Raw genomic sequence first — 16,754 nt, 5'->3', positions numbered from 1 at the left:
GGCTCAGGCCTGCTGCTGTTGAATGAGTCTGGCTATACGTTGCCGGCGCTCCTGCCGGATTGCTTCGCCCAGCGCTTTGCCTTTGTAACCCTGCGCCATCAACGCTTTGGCTTCCACGCCGGTGGCGGCCTGTTCGGCGTCTCTGAGCCGACAGACGGCGTCGTGACACTCTTCTGGCAGGGCGCAGAACAGAGCCTTCAGCAGGCGCTGGAACCGCTCTGGGCGTCGCCAGGCATCGGTGTCGTCAAGGGCGCCGAGCAGGGCTTCCTCGTCGGTACCGATTGCGCTCTGGTGGCTAATCCGATTGCTCAGCAAGTTGGTCAGGCGCACAAGATCCTGGCATTCGTTGGGCGCTTTCAGAGCTTTGGCGCGGGCGCTGGCCTGCGCCTGTTGCAGTGGCGACAGTAACGCGGCAAAGCGTACGTCGGTGTCTTCGCTCTGTTCGCCCGCACAGCGAAGGGCGGCGAGGGAACGGTTAAACGTCTCGCGATCGGCGAGCTCGGGGATGAGAACGGCAAGGGCGCCGCAGTCGAACAGTACCTGGAAGAAGGTGCCGGGCTCGTTTTCATGGAGGGCGCGCTGGATTTCCTGCCACACCCGCTCGGCGACGAGGTGGTCGACCTCATCGTCGGCGACCATCTGCCTCATCAGGTCCATGGTGTCGTCGGCCACGCGAAAGCCCATCGGGGCGAGGCGGGCGGCAAAGCGGGCGGTGCGCAGGATGCGCAGCGGGTCTTCGGCAAAGGCCTCGGACACGTGACGCAACTGGCGGGCCTGGAGGTCGGCCTGTCCGTGGAAAGGATCGACAAGCTCCCCGGATTCGGAACGCGCCATGGCGTTGATGGTCAGGTCCCGGCGGCGCAGGTCGTCCTCCAGGGTGACATCCGGTGCGCTGTACACCGTGAAGCCATGGTAGCCGCGGCCGGCTTTCCGTTCGGTGCGGGCGAGGGCGTATTCTTCCCGGGTTTGCGGGTGCAGGAAGACCGGAAAATCCGCCCCCACCTGCTTGAAGCCGCGCCGGAGCATCTCGTCTGGAGTGGCCCCCACAACGACCCAGTCCCGGTCTTTGACGGAAAGACCAAGAAGTTCATCGCGTACTGCGCCGCCCACCAGAAAGGTTTCCATATGCCCGGGAATGCTCCAATGCCGGAAATGTTCCGGGATTATCGGCGCTGGCGGCGGTAGAGGCAAACCGGTGCAAAAAAAGCCCGGTTCCTGCGAACCGGGCTTTGTAGGCTGCCAGTTTGCCCGGCAACGCCGGGCAGGGCGTCAGAACGCGGCGCCGAGCTCGATGGCGGCACCCACGTCGGCATCGCTGATCAGTGCGCCGATGTCCAGGCGGGCACCGAAGGGCGACAGGCCGATACCGGCGGTGAACTGGGTTTTTTCCTCGATGCCGTCGTTGTCGTCGTTGCTCGCCAGGTTCTGGCGCACACCTGCGCGCAGCTGGGCGTAGCGGAACGCGTCAAACTCGGCGCCCACGGCCAGCCACTGGGTGTCGTCGGCGTACCCGAACCCTTCTTTCTTCGTCAGATCGACTTCAGCGGTCAGCACATGGAACTGGCCTTTGTGAGCGATGCCGGCGGTGACCATCGGGTTCAGCTCCAGGGTGTACTCCTCTTCCATCTTGCGCGGGTCGTCGCTGGCGGCGGAGTCCAGCTCCATGGGAATCAGGTTTCGGACCACCACGCCGGCGTTCCACCGCTGCTCTTCACCAAAGGCATAGGCGGCGCCAAAATCCACGTTGAAACCGCTCTTGGTGGTTTCGTTGTCGTCTTCGTCGAAGTCGTCGTCCTCGAAGCCGGCGACGGTTTCAGTGTACTGAAACGTGCGCAGCTGGACGTATTTGGGCGACACGCCCAGCTGGAGTGAGTTGCCATTGTCCAGTTCCAGCGAGCGGGCAAAGCTCACCCCGGCTTCCACCACAGCGGACGCCAGCACCCGCCCACGGGATTGCAGGTCACGGTCAAGGTCGGCGGCCTCAAGTGTGGCGGCATCGGCGTTCTCAAGGGCCGCCAGGAAGGCGTCGTCGTCTTCATCGAATTCCCCGCGCACGGTCGCCTGCAAATTGGCGCTGGTGAAAAAGCCAACCGAGTAGGAGTCGGTGGGAATGGCGACAGCCAGGCCCAGGCCAACGTCGGTACGCACGGTGTCGCGGTCAAACTCGTTGAGCTGCCGGCGCAGCTCTCCGGCGGCGTTCTGGGCCTCAGCCGGGTTGGAGCCGCGGTCCAGGTCCTCAAAGCGGTCGATGGTGTCCTGGATATCATCGATCTGATCGATGGTTTCCTCTTCGTCTGCCATGCGAGCGTTCACCGACGGAAGGATCAGGCCGAAATCATCGGACCACTGGTGGTGATCAGCCGCCAGCATGGCGGGGTTGGACATGCCGGCCGCTGCGGGGTGCGCAACGGCCACGCCGGTTCCGCCCATGGCAAATGAGCGGGAGGACATAAACGCCTGTGGACTGGCAAGAGCGGCGGTGGTGGTAACAGACAGACCAATGGCGAGCGACAGCTTGGTCAGGCGATTTCCGGACATAGGGTTTCCTGTTTTTTGTGTTGGTTCAGCACGTCATTTATTACACGCCTGTCAGGTTAGAGAAGTTCCAATGGTTTCTCATGAGTGAAGCGGTAACGGTTTGTTTTCCTGATGTAAATAGCGGTGGTTTTTTGCCGCCCGGGCGAGGGAGAATTGCCGGTGAGCAGGCTGAGTTTCAGCTAATCAAAGGGTTAGAAAACATGGCGTGATTTTTTCATAGGAACTCCTCAGAGAAACCATGACCCCGGAATCCCGGGACCACGATTGTATGCGGCAGGAACACGATTTTATGCAAAGAGTGCTCATGACCTTGCGCTGGATGATGATGCCTGTGCTTGCCTTGGCGGTAGCCGCCTGTGCGCCGGTGTCGATTCATCAGGACGACGAGCTCGAGCGGCATCCGGAGCCGATCACGGTGCGAGTGAGTGGCTTCGGAACCTACGAAAATGCTGCAGCAGATTCGGTGGACACCCGTAAACGTCTGCTGGCACGGCGTGCCTCACAGCTCGATGCCTATCGCAACCTCGCCGAACGGGTGTATGGCACGGTGATTTTCGGCAGCTCCACGGTGAACGATTTCGTGCTCCGCAATGATATGTTCCGGACCTATGTGGACAGTTATATTCGTGGTGCCGAGACAATTGCGGTCGAAGAACACAGCGATGGCGTGTTCGAGACCGTGATGGAACTGAAACTGGCCCCCCGCTTTCTGGCCTGTGCGGCAAAAGTGTCCGATGAAAAGGTGCGGGATCTGTGCCCGATTCCCATGCCGCCGGGCAACGACAGCGTGGGCGATGTTCAGAGCCGCAACGTTGATTCCCTTTACTATCTTGATTGAAGCCTGAATGAACCTTGACCGAACGAATGTCTGAATGAGTGACCGACAGCCCATGACCAGTGTGCGTTTTCTGCCGTTTCTGGCGCTTATCCTGATCCTGCTGGTCGCCGTGGTGGCGACTCCGGCGGCACAGGCCGTGGTGCTGGAAGGCATCGGACACGCCACCATCTACAACGGCGATCTGGAGGCGGCCCGTGAAAAAGCGCGCGAGGCAGCCCTGAGGGATGTGGCGCTTCAATACCAAGCGAACATCCAAAGCCACGACACCATGGAGAACGGTGTGCTGACCGAGTCCCGGCTGGAGGTGGCTTCATCGGCCCGGGCGCGGGATGCCCGCATTGTTGATGAATACCGGCGCGGTGACCTGCTGCGGGTCACCGTTCGCGCCGACGTGTCAGAGGGCCCGAGCTGTGGTGTCGGCCGTGCGGCGGATCTGAAGAAACGGGTGGCGGTGACCGGTTTCCCAATTCTGTATCCGGATCAGGCGCGCGTGGGTCGCATCGACGATGCCGGCGAAATCTTGCCGCAGCAGCTGCAGTCGGACCTGCGGGAGACCGGCCGCTTGCAAGTGTTTGGTGCCACCACTTCGCGGCTGTTTCAGGATCTTCTGAACGCACCGACGCAGCAGAATTTTGATAATAGTCTGACCAATGTGATGCAGGTTGCGAGGGAGATGGATGTCCAGTTCGTGGTTGCCGGCGTTATTCGTGACCTCGGGGTTTCCGATCCCTCGGCCTGGGGTACGTCGGTGCTGGACCGGATGCAGCGTGGTATTGGCATGGCCAACCAGAATCGGCGCTTTGTGGCGGACATGACGGTCTTCGACGGCTTCAGCGGCGCACCGGTCTACCAGAAGCGGTTTGCCACCGAAGCGCAATGGAACGCCGGTCCGGGCGCGTCGTCCGGTTTTGCTTCCGCCGGCTTTCAGGAAACGGCCTATGGTCAGGCCGTGGGCGAGGTGATGGCGGAAATGAGTTCTGCGGTTCAGGAAGCGCTGGCGTGTCAGCCGTTTATCACCCGCGTCACTCGCGTGGATGGCAATCGCGTCACGCTCGCGTCCGGTGCAACCGCCGGTCTGCGCCCCGGAGACGAACTGAACCTGTATCGCAGCCAGCAGTTTTTCGATTCCCTGGGCGGCACGCCCGAGCTGTCAGACAGCCAGACCCGCGTGACCCTGCGCAATGTGCATCCGGATTTCAGCAATGGCGAGATGCCGCTGTCGGGCGGCGAGATCAATATTCAGCGGGATGATGTGGCCATCATCTGGTAATCAGGCGGCGGCCACCCGGGCAGCGGTATCACGGATCTTGCCCACCATGGCCCGCAGGCCGTTGCCCCGGGTCGGGGAGATATGGCGGAACAGATCCAGTTTCTCGAACAGTTCGTCGATGTCGGTGGCCAGCAGGTCCCGCGGGGTCTTGCCGTTCAGGGCCACCAGGATGATGGCGGCCAGCCCGCGCACAATCATCGCGTCTGAATCGATCAGCAGGAACAGCTTGCCGCTGTCCTCGTCGTAGTGGTGAATCAGCCAGACCTGGCTCTGGCATCCGTGCACGTAGTTCTCTTCAATGCGGGCATCGTCGGGAAATGAGGGCAGCTGTTTGCCCAGGTCGATGATAAACGCATAACGCTCTTCCCAGTCATCGAGAAACTCGAAGCCGTCGAGAACGTCTTCCAGGGTGGTGTCTTTCCCCAGCGGGTTGTCTAGAAAAGTCTGTTCGCTGGCAGTCATTACAGCATTCCCAGTTCAAGCTTGGCTTCGTCGGTGAGCATGTCGTTGCTCCACGGCGGATCGAAGGTCAGGTCTACGGTGACCTTATCGACATTGGGCACATGTTCAAGCTTGCGCCTGACGTCTTCGGTGATCACCGGTCCCATACCACAGCCAGCGGCGGTAAGCGTCATTTTTACGTAGACATGATTGCCGTCGTCCGTGCCATTCTCGATCTTGCACTCGTAGATAAGGCCCAGGTCCACCACGTTGACCGGGATCTCCGGGTCGTAGCAGTTGCGCATGGATTCCCACACCTGATTCTCGTTGACGGTACCGTCTTCCGGCGTGTCGAAGCTGCTTTCCAGCGGTTGTTTGCCGAGCGCATCGGCGTCGTGGCCCTCGATGCGGGCAAGGTTGCCGTTGACCGCCACGGTGAAGGTGCCGCCCAGTGACTGTGTGATGGTCACAAAGGTGTCCGACGGAATCATGATCTCGGTTCCGGCGGGGACAAGGCGGGCTTCCACCTCGCGTTTGGTCAGGACAACTTCCCGTTCTTGCATGCCTGTACTGGCCTCGCTGTTTTGATCTGTGACGTCGGATTACGCGACGGTGAAGCTCTCACCGCATCCGCACTCGGCGGTGGCGTTGGGATTACGGAACTGGAACATGGAGTTCACGCCTTCGGTGACGAAATCAATCTCGATCCCGTTCACCAGTGGCAGGTGTTCCTCTTTCACGAACACGTCGACGCCATCAATGTGAAACACCTTGTCGTCAGTGGCGACTTCCTCGACCCACTGGGTTTCATACTTGAAACCGGAGCAGCCACTTTTACGGATGGCGAGCCGGATACCTTTGGCCTCCGGCTTCTTGTCCAGTTGTTTGCGCACGTGTCTGACCGCGCTGGGCGTCATGGTGACGGCGACGGTCGGGGTGAAGACTTCGGCTGTCATTATTCCACCTCCATCAGGCAAACAGGCGCTGGACTTTCTGCAGTGCGGTGAACAACTGGTCCACCTCGTCCAGCGTATTGTAAAACGCAAAGGAGGCCCGGGCAGTACCGGGAACTCCGTAGAAATCCATTAACGGCATGGCGCAGTGGTGGCCGGTGCGAATAGCGATGCCCTGCTGATCCAGCAACGTACCAATATCGCTGGGGTGCAGGCCGGCAATTTTAAAGGACATCACCGGCACTTTGTGTTTCGCGGTGCCGATCACCTCCATGCCCGGGACGGTGGCCACCAGTTCGTTGGCACGAGCCAGCAGGGCGGCTTCTGCCGCTTCCATCGCGGGCCGGTTGAGGCGGCCGAGGTACTCAATCGCGGCGCCCAGGCCAACGGCTTCGGCAATCGCCGGGGTGCCCGCTTCGAACTTGTAGGGCAGGGTGTTCCAGGTGGTGCGGTCGAACGACACCCGCTCGATCATTTCGCCACCACCCTGGTACGGCGGCATCTCTTCCAACAGCTGCGCCTTGCCGTAGAGCACGCCGATGCCGGTCGGTCCGAACAGTTTGTGGGACGAGAACACGTAAAAATCACAGCCCAGCGCCTGCACATCCGGGCGGTAATGGGGCACCGCCTGGGCACCATCCAGCAGGGTCAGCACGCCACGGGCTTTCGCCTGTTCAATCAGCGGGGCGACCGGGTTTACCGTGCCCAGCACGTTCGACACGTGGGTGATGGCCAGAATGCGGGTGCGCTCGTTGAGCAGGCTGTTGAAGGAGTCCAGATCCAGCTCGCCTTCCGGCGTCACCTGAATGGGCACCACTTTTGCGCCGGTGCGCTCGGCAATCATCTGCCAGGGCACGATGTTGGCGTGGTGTTCCATGTGGCTGACCAGGATCTCGTCGCCGGCTTTCAGCCGTGGCGCGAGGCCATTGGCCACCAGGTTAATGGCTTCGGTGGTACCGCGGGTCCAGATGATCTCCCGGGTGCTGCCGGCGTTCAGGAAGTCACGGACGGTTTCCCGAGCACCTTCAAACGCGGCCGTTGCCCGGTCGCCCAGGGTGTGGGCGCCCCGGTGCACATTGGAGTGCATTTCCCGGTAATAGCGATCCATGGCATTCAGCACCGCCACCGGCTTCTGGGCGGAAGCGCCATTATCCAGGTACACCAGCGGCTTGCCGTTGACCTGCTGCGACAGGATTGGAAAGTCCCGGCGAATGGCGTCCACGTCAAACGCGGACTGCTGCGCTGTTCTTGCCACGGACAGATCGGTCATAACCGCTTACGCCCCCTCGAAGGTCTGGTCGAAGAACTGGTTCAGCCGGCTATGGGCGGTCTCCCGCACCTGTTCCACCGGTATCTGCTCTACCAGTTCATTGATAAAGGCCATGGTCAGCAGCACATTCGCTTCCCGCCGGCCGATACCACGGGATACCAGATAGAACAACGAAACCTCGTCGAGCTGGCCGATGGTGGCGCCGTGGGCACACTTGACGTCATCGGCGTAAATTTCCAGCTCCGGCTTGGTGTCGATCTCTGCTCCATTGGACAGCAGCAGGTTCTTGTTGTTCATGTCCGCGTTGGACTTCTGGGCATCCTGATGAATGTGGATGCGGCCATTGAACACGGCGTGGGACTGATCCGCTGCAATGTTGCGGTAGGTTTCCTCGCTGTTGCAGTGGGCGGCGACGTGTTCGATGGTGGTGTGGTTGTCGTAATGCTGCTTGCCCTGGGTGACCACCACGCCATTGAGCTTGCACTCGGCTCCTTCGCCTTCCAGGCGCACCTGCAGATCGTGCCGACGCAGCGGCCCGCCAAAGCCGACACAATGGCTCTCGAAACGGGAGCTGCGCTGCTGGCGGACGCCGGTAGCGCCGATGTGCTGCACATTGTCGCCCTCGGTGTTGAGGCGGATGCTGGTCACATTGGCGCCATCGGCCAGGGTGAACTCGGTTACGGTGTTAACCATGACCGATTCGCCGCCGCTGGAGATGTATTCCTCCACCAGGGTGATCTGGCTGTGGCGCCCGGCCTCTACAAAGATGCGCGGATACGCCGAGCCGCTGGCGTCGGCGGTGACTTCATGAACGATGAACAGCGGCTGGTCCAGCACGGCATCCGGTGCCAGGCGGATCAGCAGGCCGTCCTCGAAGCGCGCGGAATTCAGGCGGGCCATTTGCACGGCGTTGTTGTCGAGCGTGCTGTCCATGCGGTCGGCGAGGGTAGCGGCGGTGTCGTCGTCGAGATCGCCGAAGCGCTCGATGGTGATGCCGTTGAGGTCCGGATAATCACTGGCTTCCGGCATCATGACGCCGTTGAGAAATACCACCCTGTAGCCCGGTACCGCGAGGCTGCTGCCGGACTTGCCGTCGGCAGGCAGCGAAATGGCCATGTCGTCCGTGAGCTTCAGGTACTTGCTGGAGTATTTCCAGTTTTCAGTTTTGCGAGTGGGCAGTGGCATATCCACCAACGCCGTACCCCGTTGTTTACGCAGCGCCAGCAACGGCTCAGGCAGTAATTGCCCGGCCGGGTGAAGGAACGCGGCGGATAAAGTTGGTGCTGGTTTCATTCCGCTCTCCCTCAGTTGGCTGAGTTGGCTGCTTCTTCGTCTTTGATGCCGAGCCAGCCGTAACCGCGCTCTTCCAGCTCAAGGGCCAGCTCACGGCCGCCGGATTTGACGATCTTGCCGCCGGCCAGCACGTGCACGTAGTCCGGCACAATGTGGTTCAGCAGGCGCTGGTAGTGGGTCACCATCAAAATGGCGCGATCTTCGGCCCGCAGCGCGTTCACGCCGTTGGACACCACCTGCAGGGCGTCGATGTCGAGGCCGGAGTCGGTTTCGTCCAGAATCGCCAGCTTTGGTTGAAGCAGCAGTGCCTGCATGATCTCGTTACGCTTCTTCTCGCCGCCGGAGAAGCCTTCGTTGACGCCGCGCTTGAGGAACGCCGGGTCCAGATCCACCTGCTTGGACACCTCTTTCGCCAACTTCATGAATTCCGCCGCGTTCATTTCACCTTCGCCCTTGTGCTGACGCATGGCATTCACCGCGGTGCGCAGGAACTGCAGATTGCTGACGCCGGGGATCTCCACCGGGTACTGAAACGCCAGGAAGATGCCTTCGCGGGCGCGCTCTTCGGTTTCCAGTTCCAGCAGGTTCTCGCCGTTCAGGGTGACTTCACCCTCGGTTACCTCAAATGCCTCGTTGCCCGCCAGTACCTGGGACAGGGTGCTCTTGCCGGAGCCGTTGGGGCCCATGATGGCGTGAACTTCCCCGGCCTTGATCTCCAGGTTGATGCCCTTGAGGATTTCTTTGCCCTCGACGGAGGCGTGCAGGTTCTTGATGCTGAGCATTTGTCGGGTTCTCTCTTCTTTAAACAGTATGAATTCGGTTGTCCGCGTTTAACCAACGGAGCCTTCGAGGCTGACTTCCAGCAGCTTGCCGGCTTCCACGGCAAATTCCATCGGCAGCTCCTTGAAGACTTCCTTGCAGAAGCCGTTCACGATCATCGACACCGCCTGTTCCGGCTCGATGCCGCGCTGGCGGCAAAGGAACATCTGCTCATCGCTGACCTTGGAGGTGGTGGCCTCGTGCTCGACGATGGCGGACTTATTCTTGCTCTCGATGTACGGGAAGGTGTGGGCGCCGCAGCGATCACCGATCAGCAGCGAATCGCACTGGGTGAAGTTGCGGGCACCTTCCGCGCCGGGGCCGAACTTCACCAGCCCGCGGTAGGCGTTGGAGCTCTTACCCGCCGAGATACCCTTGGAGATGATGGTGCTGGAGGTATTCTTGCCCAGGTGAACCATCTTGGTGCCGGTGTCAGCCTGCTGGAAATTGTTGGTCAGCGCCACGGAATAAAACTCGCCTACGCTGTTGTCGCCCCGCAGCACGCAGCTCGGGTATTTCCAGGTGACCGCGGAACCGGTTTCCACCTGGGTCCAGGAGATCTTGGAATTCTTGCCAATGCAGGCGCCGCGTTTGGTAACAAAGTTGAAAATGCCACCCTTGCCGTTTTCATCGCCCGGATACCAGTTCTGCACGGTGGAATATTTGATCTGGGCGTCGTCCAGCGCCACCAGCTCGACCACCGCCGCATGTAGCTGATTCTCATCGCGCATCGGCGCGGTGCAGCCTTCCAGGTAGCTGACGTAGCTGCTGTCCTCAGCGATGATCAGAGTGCGCTCGAACTGACCAGTGTTGGCGGCGTTGATACGGAAGTAGGTGGACAGCTCCATCGGGCAGCGCACGCCCTTGGGCACATACACAAAGGTGCCGTCGGAGAACACTGCGGAGTTCAGGGCGGCGAAGAAGTTGTCGCCGTGGGGCACCACGGTGCCCAGGTATTTCTGCACCAGTTCCGGATAATCCTGGATGGCTTCGGATATGGAGCAGAAAATCACGCCGGCCTTGGCCAGCGGTTCCTTGAAGGTGGTTGCCACAGAAACAGAGTCGAACACCGCGTCAACGGCCACGCCCGCCAGCTTTTCGCGCTCGTGCAGCGGAATGCCCAGCTTCTCGTAGGTTTTCAGCAGCTCAGGGTCCACTTCATCGAGGCTCTGGGGCATGTCTTCTTTGCGCTTGGGCGCGGAATAGTAGGAAATGGAGTTGTAATCCACCTTGGGATAGCCAACGTGGGCCCAGTCGGGCTCGTCCATTTCAAGCCAGCGACGATAGGCTTTCAGGCGCCAGTCCAGCATCCACTGCGGCTCTTTCTTGATCGCAGAAAGGCGGGCGATTACGTCTTCGTTCAGGCCGGGTTCGAACGTGTCGGATTCGATTTCAGTCACGAAACCGTGTTCGTATTCCCGTTTGATCAGCTCGTTCACCTCTTTATCGGTGGTCGCCATGATCGTCGCTCCGTATTCTCTCATCGTGGGCCCGAGGCCCTTGGTGTCGCCGGCTCCGTCGCTTCGGATGCGCCGGGCGGATGTCATCGGTTCGGGTGTTGCAGTGGTCGCTCATCCAGTGAGTACGCCCTGCAATCGCTTTTTGGATGTCGGATTTCTGGTGCCCGGTGGTTGTTCAGGCGGGCTGAATCCGATGCTTCTGGCGAGCGATTATACAATACCAGAGTAAAATAGTCAGGTATTAAATTGTGCGCGGCGGTGATTATACCTTAATCGACCCATGGGGCACTAAGGGCGCTGCAACCTCAATGCAACCGGCGTGGCCTATGCTTTGCAATTAGACGATGTTCATTTGATCCTGCGCAAAGGTCGTATTGAATGTTTTCGGCTAACATGTGTACGCTGTTTCTTTGGCTTATTGGGCCACGAGCCCGGTTCAGGAGGTACAACGCATGGCATCGAAGCCTCTTGAGGCAGAGGTGGCGAGGGCGACATTGAGTATGAGGGTGAGCTCGCTAATCAGTAACCAACTTGCCCGGGGCAAGGTGGGTGTTGAGGTGGTGGCGTCCCAGCTGCATATGAGCCGCTATACGCTGCATAAGAAACTGCGTCGTGAGGGGCGAACGTTTGCCCGTCTGCTGGAGGAGGTGCGCCGCAAGCAGGCACTTACCTACATGCAGGACAGAACCAAGCCGCTGGTAGAGATTGCCGAGCAGCTCGGATTCTCGGAACTGAGCGCATTCAGCCGGGCGTTCAAGCGCTGGATGGGTACCTCCCCGGCTGAATATCGCTCTGTCAGGCTGTCCTGATCAGCCTTCGAACTTCTTGAACACCAGCGTGGCGTTGGTGCCGCCAAAGCCGAAGCTGTTGCTCATGACCAGGTCCAGCTTCTGGTTGTCCATGCGCTCGCGCACAATCGGGTAGCCTTCCGCGCCTTTATCCAGAGTCTGGATGTTGGCCGACGGGGCGATAAAGCCCTCCCGCTGCATGATCAGACTGTAAATGGCCTCGTGCACGCCGGCGGCGCCCAGGGCATGGCCGCACAGGGGTTTTGTGGAGCTCACGGGCGGAATCCTGTCGCCGAAGGTTTCCCGCAGGGCTTTCAGTTCGGTGACGTCCCCGGCCGGTGTGCTGGTGCCGTGGGTGTTGATGTAGCTGATCTCGCCGTCCAGGTTTTTCATCGCCTGCTTCATGCAGCGCACCGCACCTTCACCGCTGGGGGCGACCATGTCGGCGCCATCGGATGTGGCGCCGAAGCCGACGAGCTCGCCGAGAATGTTGGCGCCCCTGGCTTCTGCATGCTCCAGTGCCTCCAGTGCCAGCACGCCCCCGCCGCCGGAAATGACAAAGCCATCGCGGTCGGCATCGTAGGTGCGCGACGCCAGCTCCGGCGTGTCGTTGTACTTGGTCGACAACGCGCCCATGGCGTCGAACAGCAGGCTCAGGGTCCAGTGAATATCCTCGCCGCCGCCGGCAAACATGACGTCCTGACGGCCGAGGGCGATCAGGTCGGCAGCATGGCCAATGGAGTGAGCGCTGGTGGCGCAGGCGGAGGTGATACCGTAGTTGATGCCGCGGATGCCGAAGCCGGTGGCGATGGATGCGTTGATGGCACTGCCCATGGTGCGTGGTACGCGATAGGGTCCGACGCGACGAATGCCCCGGTCGCGGTGGGTATCAATGGAGTCGAGCAGCTCGACGGTGGAAGCGCCACCCTGGCCAAAGATAATGCCGGTGGTGTCGGCCTTGATGTGTTCATCGGTCAGCCCCGCCTGCGCGATGGCCTCGAGCATGGCCAGGTAGGTGTAGCCGGAAGCCGGGCACATGAAGCGCCAGAGTTTGCGATCAATCAGCTCCTTGAGGTCCAGGTTGATCTGGCCGCAGACGTGGCTGCGAAGGCCGTTATCTCTCGCCTCCTCGCTGAAACCGATGCCCGAGCGGGACTCTTTCAGCGACCGGGTGACTTCTTTCTGGTTGGTGCCAAGGCTGGAGACAATCCCCATGCCGGTAACGACAACGCGACGCATCTTGTTAGCTCCTAAAAATCATCGGTGGAGGTGAAGAGACCCACCCGCAGGTCTTTGGCGGTGTAGATTTCCTTGCCATCCACTTCCATGCGGCCATCAGCAATGGCCATCGTCAGTTTGCGCTTGATCAGGCGTTTGATGTCCAGGTAATAGCGCACCTTTTTGTTGGTGGGCAGCACCTGGCCAAAAAACTTCACTTCTCCGGCGCCCAGCGCCCGGCCCTTGCCTTCGCCGCCGGTCCAGGCCAGGTAGAACCCGACCAGCTGCCACATGGCGTCGAGCCCCAGGCAGCCGGGCATGACCGGGTCGCCTTCGAAGTGCACCTTGAAGAACCACAGCTCCGGATCGATATCCAGTTCGGCTACCAGGCTGCCTTTGCCGTAAAGGCCGTCATCGGTGCCCACGTGGGTGATGCGATCCACCATCAGCATCTCGTCGATGGGCAGGCGCATGGCGCCGGGAAACAACTGGCCATGACCACATTTGATCAGGTCTTCTTTATCGAAGTGGTCCGGGTACTGTTCTGGGGGCATTGTGCGGTTATCCCTGTTACAAAATGGTTTCTTATACTGTAGCGGGAATTTCAGTGTTGGCTATTGACCATTAGTTGATGATTGCCTGTTCCGGAGAAGCGTCTGCAGCCGGAGGTCAAACGCCTCCGGTGCGGAACGCTGGTGGAAAGCGGGCGGAAAAATGAAAGGAGTCGAGCGTCAGCCAGGGCGGCCGTCTGGCCGGGGGCTGGCGAGAATGCGGGTATAACGGAGTAGGAACATGCCATAGGCCAGCAGCCAAACGAGGGTACTGATGCCGATGCCGGCGTGCCAGGGCAGGACGTCAAATGCTGTCATCACCCGGATCAGGGCCGCCAGATGGATGGCGAAAAACGCGGCCACCATGCCCCCCGGCAATGCCAGGGGGCGTCCCGTGTGACCAAGAGAGACGCGAGCAATCACCCCCAGAATCAGGCAGCCGACCGCACCGGTGCCCGCGGCGTGGGTCCAGGCCGAGGTGGGCCAGCCAGCGAGAACGGAGCCGGCCAACAGCAACAGCGCCATCGGTACCCACAGGATCGACAGGTGCAGAATCCACAGCAGCGGTTCCTTGCGGGCCAGCCAGCCTTTCCAGCGCGCCAGGCGCACCAGCATCAGCCCTGATGATATCAATGCCAGCATCGCGGTGGCCGTCTGCCAGCCGGTGACCAGAGCGGCCAGCAACAGAACCATGCTGAGCAAAGTGGCCATGTCCAGGGCCGGATTGGTTTTTACGGCAGCGCCATCGCGCCCCTGCTGTCGCAGCCACCCGCTGGTGAAAGCCGGGGTAATGCGACCGCCAATCACGCTGATCAGCGCCAGGGCCATGATCAGCGCGCCGTGGCTGTAGGTGGGGTCGAGCCGCGTTACAAATCCGATCTGCATCAGCCAGAGCAGGCCGAGGATAACCAATATCATCAGCTGGCGTTTCTGTCGTACCCGCCAGATGCGCCAGCCCGCATCAATCATTACCAGTGGCAGGAACGCAAGATTAACGCCGTGTACCAGCCACTCCGGAAGTTCCGCTCCGAGCGCAAGAAGCAGGCGGCCGGCCAGCCACACAGACCACAGCAGCACCAGCCGCGGGCCGTGTGTGCGCTCGGTCTGCGTCCACACGCACACTGCGGTCAGCAGGAAGCCGGCGATGGCAGCCGAGAGAAACCCGAACAGCATTTCATGCTGGTGCCAGAACAGCCCCGGCATCGCCAGAGGCAGGGTGACCACGCCGCTGACCTGTAACACCCAGAGCGGTATGGCGAGCAGCGCCAGCAAGGTCATCGACAGGAAGAAAATGCGAAACGGGTAGCCGAAAAGCTGGCCGACACTCGCGGTGGCAGCGACGGGTTCGGTGGTCGGGATGGCCTGCATGACTGCAACTCCACTGAGGGTGTGACAATAAAAATCATAATAAATGTATGTTTAAGAGAAGAACATACCCAGTAAGCGGTATCTTTGCGTACAATGCGGCTATCGTTTTGATTAACAATGGAATGACCTATGAGCGCGTACCTGATTCTCAAGCACCTGCACATGACCACCGCCTACCTGACGGTGGTACTTCTTGCCCTGCGTCTGTTACTGGATGCGGTTGGCAAACCTGACTGGCGGCAAACACCGCTACGCTGGATTCCCCACGCCAATGACACGGTACTGCTGGCGGCGGCCATCAGCCTGCTGTTCGTAACGCCCTGGATGCCGTTTGTGCACGGCTGGCTGACCGCCAAGGTTTTCCTGCTGATCGGTTACATCGTGGCGGGGGTGTTTGCGCTGAAGCAGACCAAAAGCCTGCCGGTGCGATTGGTGGCAACGGTGCTGGCACTGGTCCAGGTGATGGCGATTTTCCATCTGGCGATGACCAAGCCGTTCTGAGTTTCAGTCCTGAGCCAGGCGCTTCGGGGGCCTAGCGGTCCCCGGAACGTTCCGATACCTGCTTCGTCAACGCCTGCAGCTGTTCCTGCACACCCCTGAGCTGGCGGGCAATCTCATCCCGCTCATCATGGGCCTTCTGCGCCTGCTGGGCGTTCTGCTCCTCGCTCATCACCTCAAGAATGGCGCCAATCATCATGTTGAGGAATACGAACGCGGTGAGGAAGATGAAGGTCAGGTAGAAAATCCAGCTCAGTGGGTAGACGTCCATGGTGGCGTACATGACGTCGGTCCAGTCTTCGAAGGTGGCGACCCGGAACAGGGTCAGCATGGCAATGGCGACGTCACCCCACAGTTCCTCATCAACCTTGGCGAAGAACATCGAGCCCATGGCGGCGTAGATGTAGAAGATGATGAACATCAGCAGCGCAATGTAGCCCATGCGCGGGATGGCCTTGAGCAGGGAGTTGATCAGGAAGCGCAGCTCCGGCACCACCGACACCAGGCGCAACACGCGGAATACTCTCAGCAGGCGTCCCAGCAGCACCGCTTCGGAGTTGTCCAGCGGGATCAGGCTGCCGATCACCACCAGGGTGTCGAACAGGTTCCAGCCGTCGAACAGAAAGCGCTTCTTGTCATTGCACACACCGAAGCGGAACAGGATCTCGATCAGGAAGAACAGGGTGATGGCGTTATCAAGAACGCTGAGGCTCTGCTCGACCAGCGGCGGCACATCGTAGGTCTTGGCGCCGATGGTCAGCGCTGACAGGATAATGATGGCAATAACCACGCCCTGAAAAATCTTGCTGGATTCAATGCGGCGCAGTTGCTCGAAACCGGAGGCAGGGCTTAATTCGGATGACATGGCAAACAACGGCTCCAGATAATTCGCAGGTGCGGAATTCTAAAGGGCTGGGCGGGGATTGGGTAGTCTGGATTTTACTCAGGCGTTGGCCAGCAGAATGTGCCATTGCTCGTCGGTGACCGGCATGACTGACAGCCGGTTGCCTCGCCGGATCAGCGGAAATCCGTCCAGCCCCGGCATGGCTTTGATCGTGTCCAGCGGCAGCAGGTGCGGCAGCGTGCGCACATAGGCCAGATCGACCGCCTGCCAGCGAGGCTTCTCGGGCGTGCTTTTCGAGTCGTGATAGGGGGAATCCGGATCAAACTGCGATGGGTCCGGGTAGGCCGAGCGAACCACCCGGACAATGCCGGCAATACCAATGCGTTTGCAGCTGGAGTGGTAGACCAGCACCTCGTCGCCCTCCTGCATCTGTGCCAGGAAGTTGCGGGCCTGGTAATTGCGCACGCCGTCCCAGGGAATGGTCTGGTTGTCGGCAGCCGCAAAGTCAGCAATGCTGCATTCGGACGGTTCGGTTTTTACCAGCCAGCGGGTCATCAGGCTCTCCTTCTGTTGAGGTGGTGCATTATACCCGAGACCGACTCCCC

18 protein-coding genes are annotated in these 16,754 nt (G+C 60.4%); 4 read left to right on the top strand and 14 right to left on the bottom strand.

Annotated features, from left to right (window positions below):
• Positions 1-3: 3 nt before the first annotated feature.
• On the bottom strand, positions 4-1,125 hold the full coding sequence (locus tag DYI22_RS11420) for a multifunctional CCA tRNA nucleotidyl transferase/2'3'-cyclic phosphodiesterase/2'nucleotidase/phosphatase (RefSeq protein ID WP_213478180.1): 1,122 nt from the start codon (positions 1,123-1,125) through the stop codon (positions 4-6).
• Between the two features lie 144 nt (positions 1,126-1,269).
• Positions 1,270-2,538, bottom strand: coding sequence for a conjugal transfer protein TraF (traF, locus tag DYI22_RS11415; protein ID WP_213478179.1), 1,269 nt, complete (start codon positions 2,536-2,538; stop codon positions 1,270-1,272).
• Positions 2,539-2,842: 304 nt separating this feature from the next.
• On the opposite strand from traF, the gene DYI22_RS11410 reads away from it, so the two are divergent.
• Both DYI22_RS11410 and DYI22_RS11405 read left to right on the top strand, forming a co-directional pair.
• Positions 2,843-3,376 (top strand): LPP20 family lipoprotein, encoded by a 534-nt coding sequence (locus DYI22_RS11410; protein WP_213478232.1) that lies wholly within the window; start codon positions 2,843-2,845, stop codon positions 3,374-3,376.
• A gap of 34 nt (positions 3,377-3,410) precedes the next feature.
• Positions 3,411-4,646 carry a flagellar assembly protein T N-terminal domain-containing protein gene (locus DYI22_RS11405; protein ID WP_228300980.1) on the top strand — a complete coding sequence of 412 codons (1,236 nt, stop codon included), beginning with the start codon at positions 3,411-3,413 and terminating at the stop codon, positions 4,644-4,646.
• Here DYI22_RS11405 and DYI22_RS11400 read toward each other — a convergent pair whose 3' ends face one another.
• Genes DYI22_RS11400 through sufB form a run of 7 tightly spaced genes read right to left on the bottom strand, consistent with a single transcriptional unit; the run spans position 4,647 to position 10,882 of the window.
• Positions 4,647-5,108: a SufE family protein gene (locus tag DYI22_RS11400; protein WP_213478178.1), complete on the bottom strand. Its 462-nt coding sequence runs from the start codon at positions 5,106-5,108 to the stop codon at positions 4,647-4,649. It abuts the gene before it with no gap.
• The gene (gene sufT / locus DYI22_RS11395; RefSeq protein WP_213478177.1) at positions 5,108-5,650 is read right to left on the bottom strand and encodes a putative Fe-S cluster assembly protein SufT; all 543 of its coding nucleotides are present in this window, start codon (positions 5,648-5,650) and stop codon (positions 5,108-5,110) included. Before sufT ends, DYI22_RS11400 begins: the two co-directional genes overlap by 1 nt.
• 39 nt (positions 5,651-5,689) lie before the next feature.
• Entirely contained in the window at positions 5,690-6,043 is a 354-nt protein-coding gene (locus DYI22_RS11390; RefSeq protein WP_213478176.1) for a HesB/IscA family protein, read from the bottom strand.
• Between the two features lie 13 nt (positions 6,044-6,056).
• Positions 6,057-7,310: a cysteine desulfurase gene (locus tag DYI22_RS11385; protein WP_213478175.1), complete on the bottom strand. Its 1,254-nt coding sequence runs from the start codon at positions 7,308-7,310 to the stop codon at positions 6,057-6,059.
• Positions 7,311-7,316: 6 nt separating this feature from the next.
• Entirely contained in the window at positions 7,317-8,603 is a 1,287-nt protein-coding gene (sufD, locus tag DYI22_RS11380; protein ID WP_213478174.1) for a Fe-S cluster assembly protein SufD, read from the bottom strand.
• 11 nt (positions 8,604-8,614) lie between these two features.
• Positions 8,615-9,385 carry a Fe-S cluster assembly ATPase SufC gene (gene sufC, locus DYI22_RS11375; protein ID WP_213478173.1) on the bottom strand — a complete coding sequence of 257 codons (771 nt, stop codon included), beginning with the start codon at positions 9,383-9,385 and terminating at the stop codon, positions 8,615-8,617.
• 48 nt (positions 9,386-9,433) lie between these two features.
• A complete protein-coding gene (gene sufB / locus DYI22_RS11370) occupies positions 9,434-10,882 on the bottom strand; it encodes a Fe-S cluster assembly protein SufB (protein WP_213478172.1) in 1,449 nt (482 codons plus the stop codon).
• 452 nt (positions 10,883-11,334) lie between these two features.
• Here sufB and DYI22_RS11365 point away from each other — a divergent pair, with 452 nt between their 5' ends.
• Positions 11,335-11,691, top strand: coding sequence for a helix-turn-helix transcriptional regulator (locus tag DYI22_RS11365; RefSeq protein ID WP_213478171.1), 357 nt, complete (start codon positions 11,335-11,337; stop codon positions 11,689-11,691).
• On the opposite strand, the gene fabB is transcribed toward DYI22_RS11365, so the two are convergent.
• From fabB to DYI22_RS11350, 3 genes are all read right to left on the bottom strand, one after another.
• Positions 11,692-12,909, bottom strand: a complete 1,218-nt coding sequence (gene fabB, locus DYI22_RS11360; protein ID WP_213478170.1) for a beta-ketoacyl-ACP synthase I — start codon at positions 12,907-12,909, stop codon at positions 11,692-11,694.
• Positions 12,910-12,920: 11 nt separating this feature from the next.
• Positions 12,921-13,442 carry a bifunctional 3-hydroxydecanoyl-ACP dehydratase/trans-2-decenoyl-ACP isomerase gene (gene fabA / locus DYI22_RS11355; protein ID WP_213478169.1) on the bottom strand — a complete coding sequence of 174 codons (522 nt, stop codon included), beginning with the start codon at positions 13,440-13,442 and terminating at the stop codon, positions 12,921-12,923.
• Positions 13,443-13,619: 177 nt separating this feature from the next.
• Positions 13,620-14,807, bottom strand: a complete 1,188-nt coding sequence (locus DYI22_RS11350; RefSeq protein ID WP_213478168.1) for an NnrS family protein — start codon at positions 14,805-14,807, stop codon at positions 13,620-13,622.
• A gap of 129 nt (positions 14,808-14,936) precedes the next feature.
• On the opposite strand from DYI22_RS11350, the gene DYI22_RS11345 reads away from it, so the two are divergent.
• Positions 14,937-15,308 (top strand): SirB2 family protein, encoded by a 372-nt coding sequence (locus DYI22_RS11345; RefSeq protein WP_213478167.1) that lies wholly within the window; start codon positions 14,937-14,939, stop codon positions 15,306-15,308.
• Positions 15,309-15,339: 31 nt separating this feature from the next.
• Here the strand turns inward: DYI22_RS11345 and DYI22_RS11340 are convergent, their stop codons facing one another.
• On the bottom strand, positions 15,340-16,170 hold the full coding sequence (locus DYI22_RS11340; protein WP_213478166.1) for an ion transporter: 831 nt from the start codon (positions 16,168-16,170) through the stop codon (positions 15,340-15,342).
• Positions 16,171-16,248: 78 nt separating this feature from the next.
• A complete protein-coding gene (locus DYI22_RS11335) occupies positions 16,249-16,704 on the bottom strand; it encodes an EVE domain-containing protein (protein ID WP_213478165.1) in 456 nt (151 codons plus the stop codon).
• Positions 16,705-16,754 lie beyond the last annotated feature (50 nt).

The sequence above is a fragment of the Marinobacter lipolyticus genome, assembly GCF_018424605.1.
In the GTDB taxonomy this organism is placed as follows: domain Bacteria; phylum Pseudomonadota; class Gammaproteobacteria; order Pseudomonadales; family Oleiphilaceae; genus Marinobacter; species Marinobacter lipolyticus_B.
Note: the sequence above shows the minus strand (reverse complement) of the source record. Positions and strands in the feature narration are given on the sequence as shown.

What these genes read in the sequence shown, in the direction of transcription:
- DYI22_RS11390 (WP_213478176.1), bottom strand. Translation starts at nt 6,043, where the DNA reads ATGACAGCCGAAGTCTTCACCCCGACCGTCGCCGTCACCATGACGCCC.
- fabB (WP_213478170.1), bottom strand. Translation starts at nt 12,909, where the DNA reads ATGCGTCGCGTTGTCGTTACCGGCATGGGGATTGTCTCCAGCCTTGGC.
- fabA (WP_213478169.1), bottom strand. Translation starts at nt 13,442, where the DNA reads ATGCCCCCAGAACAGTACCCGGACCACTTCGATAAAGAAGACCTGATC.
- DYI22_RS11400 (WP_213478178.1), bottom strand. Translation starts at nt 5,108, where the DNA reads ATGACTGCCAGCGAACAGACTTTTCTAGACAACCCGCTGGGGAAAGAC.
- DYI22_RS11365 (WP_213478171.1), top strand. Translation starts at nt 11,335, where the DNA reads ATGGCATCGAAGCCTCTTGAGGCAGAGGTGGCGAGGGCGACATTGAGT.
- sufD (WP_213478174.1), bottom strand. Translation starts at nt 8,603, where the DNA reads ATGAAACCAGCACCAACTTTATCCGCCGCGTTCCTTCACCCGGCCGGG.
- sufB (WP_213478172.1), bottom strand. Translation starts at nt 10,882, where the DNA reads ATGGCGACCACCGATAAAGAGGTGAACGAGCTGATCAAACGGGAATAC.
- traF (WP_213478179.1), bottom strand. Translation starts at nt 2,538, where the DNA reads ATGTCCGGAAATCGCCTGACCAAGCTGTCGCTCGCCATTGGTCTGTCT.
- sufC (WP_213478173.1), bottom strand. Translation starts at nt 9,385, where the DNA reads ATGCTCAGCATCAAGAACCTGCACGCCTCCGTCGAGGGCAAAGAAATC.
- DYI22_RS11420 (WP_213478180.1), bottom strand. Translation starts at nt 1,125, where the DNA reads ATGGAAACCTTTCTGGTGGGCGGCGCAGTACGCGATGAACTTCTTGGT.
- DYI22_RS11345 (WP_213478167.1), top strand. Translation starts at nt 14,937, where the DNA reads ATGAGCGCGTACCTGATTCTCAAGCACCTGCACATGACCACCGCCTAC.
- sufT (WP_213478177.1), bottom strand. Translation starts at nt 5,650, where the DNA reads ATGCAAGAACGGGAAGTTGTCCTGACCAAACGCGAGGTGGAAGCCCGC.
- DYI22_RS11405 (WP_228300980.1), top strand. Translation starts at nt 3,411, where the DNA reads ATGAGTGACCGACAGCCCATGACCAGTGTGCGTTTTCTGCCGTTTCTG.
- DYI22_RS11385 (WP_213478175.1), bottom strand. Translation starts at nt 7,310, where the DNA reads ATGACCGATCTGTCCGTGGCAAGAACAGCGCAGCAGTCCGCGTTTGAC.
- DYI22_RS11340 (WP_213478166.1), bottom strand. Translation starts at nt 16,170, where the DNA reads ATGTCATCCGAATTAAGCCCTGCCTCCGGTTTCGAGCAACTGCGCCGC.
- DYI22_RS11350 (WP_213478168.1), bottom strand. Translation starts at nt 14,807, where the DNA reads ATGCAGGCCATCCCGACCACCGAACCCGTCGCTGCCACCGCGAGTGTC.
- DYI22_RS11335 (WP_213478165.1), bottom strand. Translation starts at nt 16,704, where the DNA reads ATGACCCGCTGGCTGGTAAAAACCGAACCGTCCGAATGCAGCATTGCT.
- DYI22_RS11410 (WP_213478232.1), top strand. Translation starts at nt 2,843, where the DNA reads ATGACCTTGCGCTGGATGATGATGCCTGTGCTTGCCTTGGCGGTAGCC.